15 protein-coding genes and 2 pseudogenes are annotated in these 11,847 nt (G+C 61.9%); 9 read left to right on the forward strand and 8 right to left on the reverse strand.

Features of this window, described 5'->3' with window-relative positions:
• Together ABIV12_RS07670 and ABIV12_RS07675 are read left to right on the forward strand one after the other, a co-directional pair.
• A partial coding sequence (locus ABIV12_RS07670) for a hypothetical protein (RefSeq protein WP_348057911.1) occupies positions 1–962 on the forward strand: 962 nt, incomplete at its 5' end.
• Between the two features lie 182 nt (positions 963–1,144).
• Positions 1,145–3,499, forward strand: coding sequence for a hypothetical protein (locus ABIV12_RS07675; protein ID WP_348057913.1), 2,355 nt, complete (start codon positions 1,145–1,147; stop codon positions 3,497–3,499).
• A 94-nt stretch (positions 3,500–3,593) separates the two neighbouring features.
• On the opposite strand, the gene ABIV12_RS07680 is transcribed toward ABIV12_RS07675, so the two are convergent.
• Entirely contained in the window at positions 3,594–4,004 is a 411-nt protein-coding gene (locus ABIV12_RS07680; RefSeq protein ID WP_348057915.1) for a VOC family protein, read from the reverse strand.
• Positions 3,919–4,479, reverse strand: coding sequence for a helix-turn-helix transcriptional regulator (locus ABIV12_RS07685; protein WP_348057917.1), 561 nt, complete (start codon positions 4,477–4,479; stop codon positions 3,919–3,921). The genes ABIV12_RS07680 and ABIV12_RS07685 overlap by 86 nt, the downstream gene beginning before the upstream one ends.
• A 257-nt stretch (positions 4,480–4,736) precedes the next feature.
• On the opposite strand from ABIV12_RS07685, the gene ABIV12_RS07690 reads away from it, so the two are divergent.
• The 5 genes and pseudogenes from ABIV12_RS07690 (at position 4,737) to ABIV12_RS07710 (ending at position 8,068) form a co-directional block, all read left to right on the forward strand.
• Complete coding sequence (locus ABIV12_RS07690) at positions 4,737–5,771, forward strand: helix-turn-helix domain-containing protein (RefSeq protein WP_348057919.1); 1,035 nt, start codon at positions 4,737–4,739, stop codon at positions 5,769–5,771.
• A gap of 250 nt (positions 5,772–6,021) precedes the next feature.
• Complete coding sequence (locus ABIV12_RS07695) at positions 6,022–6,444, forward strand: FG-GAP repeat protein (protein WP_348057921.1); 423 nt, start codon at positions 6,022–6,024, stop codon at positions 6,442–6,444.
• Positions 6,445–6,492: 48 nt separating this feature from the next.
• Positions 6,493–6,579: pseudogene (locus ABIV12_RS07700) on the forward strand (hypothetical protein); the annotation flags it as partial.
• 75 nt (positions 6,580–6,654) lie between these two features.
• Entirely contained in the window at positions 6,655–7,344 is a 690-nt protein-coding gene (locus ABIV12_RS07705; protein WP_348057939.1) for an FG-GAP repeat protein, read from the forward strand.
• Positions 7,345–7,741: 397 nt separating this feature from the next.
• Positions 7,742–8,068 (forward strand): hypothetical protein, encoded by a 327-nt coding sequence (locus tag ABIV12_RS07710; RefSeq protein WP_348057923.1) that lies wholly within the window; start codon positions 7,742–7,744, stop codon positions 8,066–8,068.
• Between the two features lie 21 nt (positions 8,069–8,089).
• On the opposite strand, the gene ABIV12_RS07715 is transcribed toward ABIV12_RS07710, so the two are convergent.
• The 3 genes and pseudogenes from ABIV12_RS07715 to ABIV12_RS07725 all read right to left on the reverse strand — a co-directional run bounded on the left by ABIV12_RS07715 (position 8,090) and on the right by ABIV12_RS07725 (position 9,535).
• On the reverse strand, positions 8,090–8,389 hold the full coding sequence (locus ABIV12_RS07715; RefSeq protein WP_348057924.1) for a hypothetical protein: 300 nt from the start codon (positions 8,387–8,389) through the stop codon (positions 8,090–8,092).
• A 20-nt stretch (positions 8,390–8,409) separates the two neighbouring features.
• Positions 8,410–8,529 (reverse strand): annotated as a pseudogene (locus tag ABIV12_RS07720) (type II toxin-antitoxin system RelE/ParE family toxin); the annotation flags it as partial.
• 172 nt (positions 8,530–8,701) lie between these two features.
• On the reverse strand, positions 8,702–9,535 hold the full coding sequence (locus tag ABIV12_RS07725) for a TerC family protein (protein WP_348057926.1): 834 nt from the start codon (positions 9,533–9,535) through the stop codon (positions 8,702–8,704).
• Positions 9,536–9,964: 429 nt separating this feature from the next.
• On the opposite strand from ABIV12_RS07725, the gene ABIV12_RS07730 reads away from it, so the two are divergent.
• Positions 9,965–10,240 (forward strand): hypothetical protein, encoded by a 276-nt coding sequence (locus ABIV12_RS07730; protein WP_348057931.1) that lies wholly within the window; start codon positions 9,965–9,967, stop codon positions 10,238–10,240.
• A gap of 71 nt (positions 10,241–10,311) precedes the next feature.
• Here the strand turns inward: ABIV12_RS07730 and ABIV12_RS07735 are convergent, their stop codons facing one another.
• From ABIV12_RS07735 to ABIV12_RS07745, 3 genes are read right to left on the reverse strand one after another with little or no spacing between them, the layout of a single operon-like run.
• Complete coding sequence (locus ABIV12_RS07735) at positions 10,312–10,497, reverse strand: hypothetical protein (protein WP_348057941.1); 186 nt, start codon at positions 10,495–10,497, stop codon at positions 10,312–10,314.
• Positions 10,497–10,841, reverse strand: a complete 345-nt coding sequence (locus ABIV12_RS07740) for a hypothetical protein (protein ID WP_348057933.1) — start codon at positions 10,839–10,841, stop codon at positions 10,497–10,499. Before ABIV12_RS07740 ends, ABIV12_RS07735 begins: the two co-directional genes overlap by 1 nt.
• Entirely contained in the window at positions 10,841–11,008 is a 168-nt protein-coding gene (locus tag ABIV12_RS07745) for a hypothetical protein (protein ID WP_348057935.1), read from the reverse strand. The genes ABIV12_RS07740 and ABIV12_RS07745 overlap by 1 nt, the downstream gene beginning before the upstream one ends.
• 182 nt (positions 11,009–11,190) lie before the next feature.
• Here ABIV12_RS07745 and ABIV12_RS07750 point away from each other — a divergent pair, with 182 nt between their 5' ends.
• Positions 11,191–11,763 carry a helix-turn-helix domain-containing protein gene (locus ABIV12_RS07750; protein ID WP_348057937.1) on the forward strand — a complete coding sequence of 191 codons (573 nt, stop codon included), beginning with the start codon at positions 11,191–11,193 and terminating at the stop codon, positions 11,761–11,763.
• Positions 11,764–11,847: the final 84 nt, after the last annotated feature.

Here is an 11,847-nt window from a genome sequence, read left to right on the forward strand (position 1 = left end):
GCACGGCTGGAACCGTCGAAGTCGCGTTGAACGGACCCACGTTCAGCAGTGACGTGGCGCGTATCCTTTACAGCGGCAATTCGTTGTACGCGATCGGCAACACCGATCCCGGCGGTGCGTCGGGCCATTCCAGTGCCATCGGCATTGCCAAGCTCGACGCCGCGACCGGGGCACTCGACGAGACCTTCGGTGACGGCAGCGGACCCTTGCCGGGCACGGTGGTGATCGACCCCGAACTGATACCGGACAGTCTGGATTTTGCGTACACGGCGGCGCTTGCCAGTAACGGTCACATCCTGGTGGGTGGCTCTGCGCAAAGCGGCGACAACTCGAACTCCGCCGGCTACCTGTTTTCCGTTGACCCGGACACGGGGTCGCTCGACTCCGCCTTCGGCACCAATGGCTATGTGCTGATCACGTACGACACCGGCGTGCATTTCGATGGTGTGTCCGTCACGGCGATCAAGTTGCAGGCCGACGGGCGCATCCTCCTCACCGGCAACGCCAACCACGACGATGAATTCTTCAACACGCTGACCGATGTGCTGCTCGGTTCATTCCAGCCGGACGGAACGGCAACACCGGGGTTCGGTACCGGCGGCTCGACCCACGTCAACCTCGGGTTGAACACCTATGTCACGGATCTGGTCGCGCGTCCGAACGGTGACCTGGTGGTGTCGCTCGCATCCAACGGCATCATTCCAAATCCGTACAATTCCGACACGCTCCAGTCGATTGCCCAGTTCGACGCGACAGGCGCGGGACCCACGGCAACGGTGTCGTTCGAATATCCATCGCTGGTGACGCCGCAGGGTCGGCCGACATCGATGCTCGTCGATTCCAGTGATCGCATCCTGGTTGCCGGCTTCCGCCTGTGGAATTTCAACTTTCCGATTCCCGATTCGGACCACACGGTGACACGTCTCGAGCGCGACTCGATTTTTGCGAACGGGTTCGAGTGACGTTCTGATCGTCTCCCGGCGGTTACCGTCGGGAGATCCCGGTTCGGGGCGATCGCGAGACGCACGCTGGGAGGAGCAAGACATCCCTTGTCGCTGCTTTGGTGATCGCGAAGAAAAAGCTGGCCCTTGATGGCGCGTTGTTGCGTGGAACCCGGTATCAATTCTGATACGGGAGTGCGCACATGTCCGGCTGCATTGGGCGAGGTCGCTTTTGCAACGTGATGACGTGGGCGCTGTTGGCAGCGCTCGCCGTGATGGTCAGCCCGGCCGTTGCAGCCGAACACACCTTTCGGCAATGGCTGAGTCCGGTCGCTTCCGGTGACGGCTCTCCCCATCAGGCGTTCGGGATGTCGGTCGCCGTCGATGGCGACCTCGCAGTGGTCAGCGAGTACGGCAATGGCGCGGGTGCACCAGTGATTCGCACCTATGCGCGCAGTGGCACCGGTTGGTCATACCTCGAGGACCAGGACCTCTCCATTCCCGGCGACTCGGGCGCTCTTGTCGCGTTGAACGACGGCACCCTCGTGCGCTCCACCTACGATTCCAACACGGGCACCGGCGCGCTGCATGTTTTTGTGCATCGTGCAGGGGGCTGGGACTCGGTCTACACCATTTACGCCAACGATACGTACTACGACAGCGTCGCGGCGAACGACACCATCATCGTGGCGGGCATGTCCAGTTACGACGGAAATGCCGGTGCCAACCAGGGCCGCGTGCGTGTGCTGCGGCGAACCAGCGCAGACACGTGGGGCTCGACCACCCTGTTGCCTTCGGTTCCGCAGGCCGGTGCCTATTTCGGAACGTCGGTGGCGGTCGTCGCTGGCGCGGTGGTCGTGGGTGCGCCGCGCGAAAATGTCGCTCCCTACAACCACGCGGGTGCGGCATATGTGTTCGAGCTGACGCAGGACACTTGGAGCGAAGCCGCGCGCCTGGTCGAACCGGTGGGTGGCGACCACACCGACAACCGCTTCGGCAGCGCCGTCGCGATCAGTGGCGCCGATCCGTCCACGCCCGATCGGATGCTGGTCAGTGCGCCGTCGAACGCAACGACCGGCCGCAGTGGGCGCGTTCGCAGCTACACGCGCACCAACGGCACGTGGACGCCGCGCACGGTGCTGCAGGCGCCGTCCCCGGTTGCGGATGACGGCTACGGCTGCAACCTCGCGCTCGACGATGTCTGGGCACTGATCGGCTTGTGCTCCAACAGCGACGGCGCGCCAAATGGCGGAGCCGTGCAACTGCTGAAATTCTCCAGCGGCTTCACCGGCGTTCTCTCGCAAACCGTGCGGACCGATCCGCTCGCGGCGGAGGACGAATACCTGGGCTATCGCATCGCCATCGATCGCGTCGGTCCCACGGCGATGGTCGGCAATCCTGCCGCGACCATCAACGGCAACGAGACACAGGGCGTCGTCTTGTTTGGTGGTCCGGAATCGGGCAATCCGTTTGCGCTGACGCGCACGCTGCGACTCGACCAGGGTCTGACCGACGCCACTTTCGGATGGTTTGCGGTCGACGGCGACACGCTGCTGGTCGGCGCGCCGGGCGAGGACGTTGGCGCGCAGCAGAACCGCGGTGCGGTGCATGAATACCGTCGGCAGATCGGAGGCGACTGGGTGTTCCAGTCACGCATCCTCGCTCCCGATGGGATGGCGGGCGATGCGTTCGGACAGCAGATCACGCTGAAAGGTGACGTTGCGCTCATCAGCGCTACCGGTCGACCGCTCGGCGCCGTGATCGAGGCAGGTGCGGTGTATGCGTTTCATCGCAGCGCAGGCGTCTGGTCGCTGGAAGCGCAACTGCTGCCGGTGGCGCCAGGCTACGAAACGCTGTTCGGCATCGGCACCGCTTACGAAGGCGGCACTGCGTTGGTCGGCGATCGCGTCGGCAAGACGATGGTCTACGAGCGTTCGACGGCCGGCAGCTGGACGCCGATGCAGACCATCGATCACCGAGGGTTTCCGGTGCTGCTCTCCGGTGACACTGCGATGCTCGCCGATCCCTTCGCGAACAACGACATTGGCGAAATCGCACTCTATGCGCGTATCGGAGGCCAGTTGCAGCCCGATGGCGTGTTGTCCGGCAACACGCCGTCGCAGAGCTTTGGCACCACCGCAAGTCTCGCTGGCGATCTGCTCGCGGTTGCGGGCAACGAAGTGCAATCGCCGGTGCAGATCTTCCGGCGCACGCCGAACGGATGGCTGCCCGAAGCCAGCATATTGCCGGACGACGTGACAGCGAGCACCTACTGCACGCGCGTTGCGATGAGCCAACGCGAGCTGGCGGTGGGATGTCGCGATGCGGATGGTGTCGGGGCGATCTACATCATCGAGAAGGTCGCCGGCGCGTGGACGCAGCAGCAGAAGGTGCTGCCCATCGATCCGCAGCAGAATGCCGGTTTCGGATACGTACTCGGCTTTGGCCCTGGCGGCACCCTGTTCGGTGCCGCTCCGTGGCACGACCATGACTTTCTTGCGCAAGGCGCGCTGTACGTGTTCGCCGGCGACCGCCTGTTCGACGATGGCTTCGAATGAATTCAGTCGGTGGCACGCATCCGGATCGGCGGACTGGCTGTCGCCGGATGCATGCCATGCACGCGGAGCGCTCCGCAAACCACCGTGGGGACAATCAGCGCACTTCGTTGATGCGCACGTGGTTGCCCGCAGGATCGCGAAACGCGCAGTCGCGCACGCCGTAGGGTTGTTCGGTCGGTTCCTGCACCACGTCGGCGCCGCTCGCCTGCAGTTTGGCAAAGGTGCCGTCGAGGTCGGCCGTGGCGAGAATGACCATGGCGTAGGTGCCTTTTGCCATCATCTCGGCGATGGTTCGGCGCTCGTCGTCGGTCACGCCGGGCGTGGCGGCCGCAGTAGTCAGCACGATGTTCGTGTCGGGCTGGTCGACCGGGCCGACCGTGATCCAGCGCATGCCCTTGTAGCCGACGTCCTTGCGGACTTCAAAGCCGAGAGAGTCGCGATAGAAGGCGAGGGCCGCATCTGCATCGGTGTGCGGGAGAAAGGAGGAATGGATGGTGAGGTTCATGGCAGTCCGTCTCGTTGAGGTGACGGGGTCGGTCTAATTGCGGCTCGCTGATCCGCGCTTCTCGATTCCTGACCGGTCGCGTGACCTGCTTCGCGACACACGACGGAATGCCGGCGATCGCCTCGGTTTGTCGTCGATACACACTTGGGGAAACGCCGACCAGTTCGGTGAAGCGCGTGCTGAACGTGCCCATCGACGAGCAACCGACAGCAAAGCAGACGTCGGTCACGCTGAGATCGCCTTGTCGCAACAGTGCCATCGCGCGCTCGATCCGACGCGTCATCAGATACGAGTAGGGCGATTCGCCATACGCGCGGCGGAACTCACGACTGAGATGGCCGGCTGACATGTGCGCACCGCGCGCGAGCGCCTCGACGTCCAGCGGTTGGGCGAACTCGCGATCCATCCGGTCGCGCACGCGGCGAAGACGTGAGAGGTCGCGCAGGTGGGATGAAGGAGCAGACGTGCGGGTCATGGAGCAATCGTGCCAGTGCAGACCGCTGCGCTCAACCCTGCAGCGTCTGCTTTGGCGCACGCGCTGTGCGCGGGATCACTGCGGGCTCCAGGAGCCGCGTTTCCAACATCTGCAGTTAACATCGTTGTCGCCCATTCCGTTGGAAAATAACCTGCGATTCCCTGCGGCGCTGCCCCACGTTGTCGCGCACTCCTGAATCGAGGTGTCAGAGGTCCGTTGACCCGGGCAACCTGCACGCTCCAGACGAGGAACTTCGGTTGAACGCCCCACCCAGCTACGCCGTGACAGAACGCCCGCTCGAATCGCTGGGAATCGGTGCAGCGGAGGAATCCGCCTACGTCGCACTGCTCGATCATCCCGAGGCAACGCTTGCCGAGCTCTCATCGGCTCTGGCGTGGCCGTCACGCAAGGTGCAGCGCCTGCTGGTGTCACTGCAGGCCATGGGGCTGGTGACCGTCGCTGCCGGCGAGCCGCGGCGTTTCGTTCCGGCCTCGCCGGACATTGCCATTGAAGCGATCCTGTCGCGGCGCGAGGATGCGTTGCGACGCGCACGGGCGGAGATCCAGCGCTTGCAGCAGCGCGCCACCGATGGTGCCGGCACGCGCCAGCAGATGATCGAACTCATCACCACGCGCGAAGCGGAGCGCCACGTCTTCGAACAGATGCAACATGCCGCGCGGCACGAACTTATCTTTTTGGAGCGGCCGCCGATCCTCATTGCAGGCCCCGAGCAGGCGAGCACCACGCAGGTGGATGCCATTGCGCGAGGCGTCCGTTATCGCAGCATTGCCGATCAGGCATTCCTTGCAATCCCGGGCGTCGTCGGGCGCATCCGGGCGGACATGGAGGCGGGCGAGGAAGTGCGCGTGGTTTCGCAACTGCCGTTCAAGATGGTCATGGCCGACCGCAACGTCGCGCTGATTCCGCTCGACCTCGAACGTCCCGGCAGTCCGTCGCTGCTGGTGCGATCGTCGGCGTTGCTCGATGCGCTGTATTCGATGTTCGAGATCCTGTGGGAGCGCGCAGCGCCGATCGCTGTTACGTCGGCGGGACAACTGCACACCGGTGAAGCCGGCACCCGCCTGCCGCCGGAGGCCGATCAGCTGATCCCGCTGCTCGCGGCTGGACTCAACGACAAGGCCATTGCCTATGAACTCGACATTTCCGCGAGCACGTTGACGCGACGGATCACCGACATCATGCAGCGCCTCGATGCGCAAACGCGTTTCCAGCTCGGTTGGCTGGCAGCGAGGCACTGGTCGCCGTCTGACAAGGACATTCCGATTCGCTGACGTAATCTCGTCATGACGTGAACTGGTCACGTTGCGCTATTGAACACGCACGGGACCCTTCTGGATACTCGGGATCGCCGTCATTGTGCTTGACGTGCCGTTTCAACATCCCGGTGACGCTGTTGCCGCATCCGGCGGTGATCGTTGGCAACTCCGCGACTTCGCAACCTCGAGGCTTGGATCCACCATGAATGGTTTTGCTTCCGCTTCACGTCCGCGCGTACGCACAGCTCTCTCTGTCCTGACTTGCGTGATTTTTTTCGCCCCCGTCATTCCTCTGCGCGCCGCATCGCCGGCAAAAAGCGCCGACTGGACGAGCGGAGTTCCTTCGGGCTTGCGCAATGCCATCCATCGGACGCTCGGAAGCAATCCGTGGACGGAATCTCAGGAGGTAACCGAGCCCGACCCCGCGTTCGACCCTGAGTTCGGCTACGCCGTCGCGTTGCACGGCACGACCGCGATGGTCGGCGCGCAGCAGGCGAAGATCGACGGCCACGATGCCGTCGGCGCGGTGTATGTGTTCCAGCAGATCGCTGGGGTCTGGACCCGGACCCAGAAGCTCGTCGCAAGTGACGGCCTTGAGTTCGACACGTTCGGCCACGCGATCGTGTTCAACGGCACGACGGCGCTCATCAGCGCGTACAGCGCGAGTGTCAACGACAATTATGGATAGGGAGCCGTCTATGCGTTCACGCTCACCGACGGTGTCTGGAGCGAGAGTCAGAAAATCGTCACCAATGACGGGTTGCCGTTCGATTTTTGCGGCTACTCGCTCGCACTGAGCGGCACGACGGCCATCTTTGGTTGCGACGGCGCCACGGTCGGTACGCAGGACTTCCAGGGCAAGGCGGTCGTCTTCAACCAGTCGCCGGACGGGACCTGGATGCAAGGTCAGACGCTGGTCGCGGACGACGGCGGGACCGGCGACATCTTTGGCTACTCGGTGTCGTTCAAAGGCACCACTGCGGTGATTGGCGCGTACGCGAACAACACCTATCAGGGCGCGGCCTACGTGTTCGGCCTGACGGACGGCACGTGGACGCAGACCCAGAAGCTGGTGGCGGACGACGGCGCCAGCAATACCTACTTCGGCTACGCGACCGCGCTGTCGGGTCCGACGCTGTTGATCGGTGCCTGGGGCTCGAATCCCGGCGGCGTCGACACACAGGGAGCGGCATACATTTTTACGCAAGCGGATGGCGCGTGGACGCAGACGCAAAAACTTGTCGCAAACGACGGCGGCATTGGCGACAAGTTCGGTCACTCCGTTGCGCTCCAGGGGACGACGGCGCTGATCGGTGCGGACGGCTGGAGCGCCAGTACCGCGCAGGGTGCGGTGTATGAGTTCGACGGATCCGGCGGTACGTTCGTCCAGACGCAAACGCTGGTCGCGAGCGACGGCGCACCGGCCGATCAATTCGGCTTGCCGGTGACGTTGGACGGCGACAATGCGCTGGTGGGTTCGTGGCTGTGGAGTGCGCCCGACAGCACGATGCCCGGCTCGGCGTATTTTTTCACGCGGGCGCCGAGTGACGTGATATTTGCGGATGGGTTCGACGAGGCGGCGCCGTAAGTCGGCGCGCCAACGCCACGTAGACGAAACACGAAGGATTGCGATTGCATTCGGGATCCTGCCGACGCATTGCCGTTTGATGCGGACGAGAACGGCAGTCAGCAGCGTGAAGCGCTCACTGATCGCCGGATCTGCGCATGCGCAGGACGGCGTCGGGCGAGCCGAACAAGCGATTGACCATTTCCAGTCTCGAGATTGGAGACGATCACCACATGCCGTGATCTTGCGCCGTGCGTGAAAGCAGCTGCCGGCTTTCGGGTTGCCGTTGCTGTCTGAACTGGCCGTGCGGGCAGCCTGCGCCGCGCAACGACGCGCTATCAAGTCAGGGCGACGACGACCGTCCATTCATCTCGGCGAGAGCACGATGGCGACGCCCACCCCAACCTGGACCGTTGCCATGAACAACTCATTCATCGCCGTGTTTGCCGCCTCGCTTGTTTTGTCGAGCATGCTTCACGCTCAATCGACGCCGCCGGCCGCAGACAAGACCACCAACGCCGAGGCCCAGGCCAAGGAACACATCATGCAGAAGGATCCGGGCGACAACATGGCCGTCAGCAACATGAATTCGTTCGACAGCATGGACACGGGCAAGAAGGGCAGGGTGACCATGGATCAGGCAAAAGCCGATCCGTGGTTGATGTCGAACTTCAAGACCTGCGACAAGAATGCAGACGGCATGGTCACGCGCGAGGAATACGCGGGTTGTCGCGCGATTCGATAGATTGATTGCGCTCAACACCTTTCAGCGGTCGCGGCCTTGGTTGTCGCACCGCTGTTTCAGTAGCGCGTTCAAATCGTCGAACGTTTCCTTGAACCGTTTGGTGGCGCCGCGGGTTTCGACTATGTCCTTTCTGATGACGTCTTCCAAGTGGTCGTCAGGGCAGCAATGGACGGAGTTGTCCCCTGCTATGCCGGCGATTTTCGAGGCACCTCGTGGTTGATGGGTCACCTGCTGTGCGAGCATCCGGGTCTGTTGAAAATCAAGGGCGGATGTCGTTATTTGCGAGCGATCCGATGAGTCGGCGCAACGGGAATTGCACATGGTCTCGATTCCGCGCTCGATCAGTGGTAGTCGTCTTCGCGTTGGTGACGCACGGCGAGGATGGGGATGGTGGCGGCATCGGTGATCTCGAACAGGGCGACGTAGCCGGCTTCACCGAAGGAAATGACCAATTCGCGCAGAAGGGCATTGGCGTCGTCCGCCTTGCTGATTCGGAGGTTGAGACCGTTCTTTCGCTCATTGAGCGATGTTGACGGACCAAGTCGCGCGCCCGCATCTCAGCTGAAAACCTCTTCAACTTGTTCATAGCTCCATTCTCTAAAGCGTTGGAGCCTCTACCGAACTCGGCGAGATTCAATGCTCCACGCCGTCCCCATCGTTTCGAGGCTTCTCGCCGCTAGAGCGCGTTTGTTGCGCTCGGCGGAACCCGATGTTGAGCGACTCGACGCCCGCCGAGAAGGCCATCGCGGCGTAGATGTACCCTTTCGGAATGTGTGCGCCGAAGCCCTCAGCGATCAGTACCATCCCGATCATCAGCAGAAAACCCAGCGCCAGCATGACCACTGTTGGATTGCGGTTTATGAAGTTGGCGAGGGGATCGGCAGCAAGCATCATCGCTGCGACGGCCACGATGACGGCGATGACCATCACGGGCAGATAATCGGTCATACCCACCGCGGTCAGGATCGAGTCGATAGAGAACACGACGTCAAGCGCGATAATCTGGGCGATGGCTGAACCAAAACCAATCGCGGCTGGTCGCTGCTTGTCGAGCAAGTCGTTCGAGGGAGTGGGGTCGAGCAGATGATGGATTTCTTTCGTCGCCTTCCAGACAAGAAATAAGCCACCGGCGAAAAGAATCAGGTCCCGCCACGAAAAAGCGGTCTCCCATGCGTAGTGAAGCTGGCCGGTGACCGGATCGGCTGTCGCGCTCCCCGAAAACCCCAAATCAATGACGGGCGCAGTCAGTCCGACGATCCACGCAATCATCGACAACAGGATCAGTCGCATCACAAGCGCCAAACCGATTCCGACACGCCGGGCTTTTTGGCGATGAGCCTCTGGAAGTTTGTTGGAGAGGATCGAAATGAAGATGAGGTTGTCGATTCCGAGAACGACTTCCATGACGATCAGCGTGATGAGTGCGGCCCAGACCGAGGGGTCGGAGAATATTGATAAGTCAAACATGCGGGACCTTCAGGACTGGTTGGCCGGTCGTCGAGACATGTGACAGCGAACCGTCCGTCAGGCGACAAGCTGTGATGCCCCGCCATTTCGACGGCATGGCCGAAGTGACTCGCTATTGGCATTCGCCCCGAACGACAATGTAGCCGCAAGAAGCTGATTCGTGCGTGTTTGTAACATGATCATGAGTCACGGATAAATTTTGGGGCGAGAAAGGGTCCAAGCGCGTGGTCGCAGCAATTGTCGAGGGCCTCCATCGCGATTCGATCCCGCTCGAGGCGCGCGCACAGATGCTCGCGCGCCTGCGCAAGTCGCAAAAAGGGATCCATTATTGAAAAGGCCGCGCACCTCCATCACGCGCGTCTTTCGGTTGGTTGTTGGAATTTTCGCACTCAACGAGCATGAGCGGTTACGTCGAATCGGAATCGCGGTTTGAACACTTTGATGAGATTCATCTCGTGCCTCTTCGCCGCACTCTCGATGGGGGCTGCCGGCGCCTCCGAAGGCGATCTCGACCTTCGGTTCGGTATGCAGGGATATGCGCTGTCGAACATCGCCAACCTCGACCCCATGGCCGTATCGGCGCCCTTGGCACATGCCGACGGGAGGACGCTGATTTGCGAAACGCTCGTTCCAGTTACCTCGGGATCTATCAGAGGGTTCGACGCAAATTTCGTCGTTTGGGACGTCTGCGCACGACCGCAATGACACCCGCCCCCGATTCCCCCGATTCCAGTCAAATTACACTTGGCTCCGATTCGGTTTCCCGCTTCGGGTTTTTACGCTACCGTGTCTTGTCCGCGTAACTGCGCGGCAGGAATGCGCAGCAGCTTGCCGTTCTCTACGACGACGATGGCGGTGTCGGTTTGCACGGCTGTCTTGCGGGCCAGTTCCGCCGCGCGCTGCATAGCCGCAAACGAGGCGCGCAGATCCGGGTTTCTGGCTTTGGATAAATCCTGTGGCATCACGGGTTCTCTCCCCATTCCAGCAGCAAGGGCGAATTGCCCGCAGTATTGTAGAGCGCCCAGTCGTTCACTGCGGCGCGGTAGTACCGATGGAAATTGTTCCAGCCTGCGGTAAAACGGCGCCGGATGACGACCTCGGGAATGTCGTGTCCACCTTGCCGCACGCGTTCGGCCACGCGCGCCACAGCGGTTTCGGCATCGGGCAGGCTCAGGAAAAACAGACTGACGCGGTAACCCTGTGCGCGCCACTCCTTGATATGCCGCAGATAGCCCACGCCCGAACGCGTGGTCTCGAACGCAAAACTTTCACAGCGCCTCGCGCAGTGCGCGACTTCATCAAGCATCAGCCGGCCTTGATCGCGGCGGATTCCGGTGCGAACGGTGCCAGCCCGGCGGCAATCAGATCGGCATTGATGAAACGCGGCAAACGCGCCTCCGCGGGCAGAAAAGCGCGCGCAGATGCTGCCACGCGCACCTTGCTTAGGAACGGGGTCAGGTTCACTTGTTCCATGGAGGAAGTGAACCTGACCCCCTTCCTCGTGGAGATCCCCGCGGGCTTCTCAAAACGACCTTCCGGCTCCCGTCAGAACCGGTCAAATGCAGCGTCTACAGGCATCGTCCGTCGTTGCGTGTTTCATATCGTTCAGATGTAGGTCTTGACGAACATTATCACTATTGATAATGTTCTCTATAATGAGACCAAAGCCAAAATTGCGGAAAGATGCCGTCCTCCATCCACGACGAATGCAGATCATTCGTGCACTGGCCAATGGAACGCGCACCAGCAAGCAATTATTAGAGACTCTCGCCGAGATACCGCAGGCCACGCTGTACCGTCACCTCGGCATCCTACTCAAGGCCGGCATCATTGAGGTCGCGGCGGAGCGGCCTGTGCGTGGCGTGATCGAGCGCAGCTATGCGCTGGCACCGGGGAAGGCAGTTCTGGATGCGGATGACTTGGCGGGAGTCAGCGCCGAGGATCATTTCCGCTACTTCTCGATGTTCGCCGCCGGGCTGCTCGGCGAGTTTTCGCGCTACTTGGAGCGCGACCGTATCGATCTGCAAGCCGATGGAGTGGGCTATCGCGAAGTGGTGCTCAACCTCAGCGATTGCGAGTTCCGCGACATGATCACCGACCTGCAGGCACTCCTGCGGCCGCTGGTGGCGAACAAGCCCAGCAAAAGGCGTAAGGCGCGCGTACTGGCGACTGTGCTGATGCCATACGACGCCCCTAAGCAACCGAGGAAAGCTTCAGATGACGACTAGCGGCATGGACGTGTTGGCGAGGAAAGCACACATGTCTGCCGCAAGCATGCTGACGGTCCCGATTGCTTGCTTTCTGCTAGTTGC

It is taken from the genome of Dokdonella sp., assembly GCF_039926425.1.
Classification (GTDB): domain Bacteria; phylum Pseudomonadota; class Gammaproteobacteria; order Xanthomonadales; family Rhodanobacteraceae; genus Dokdonella_A.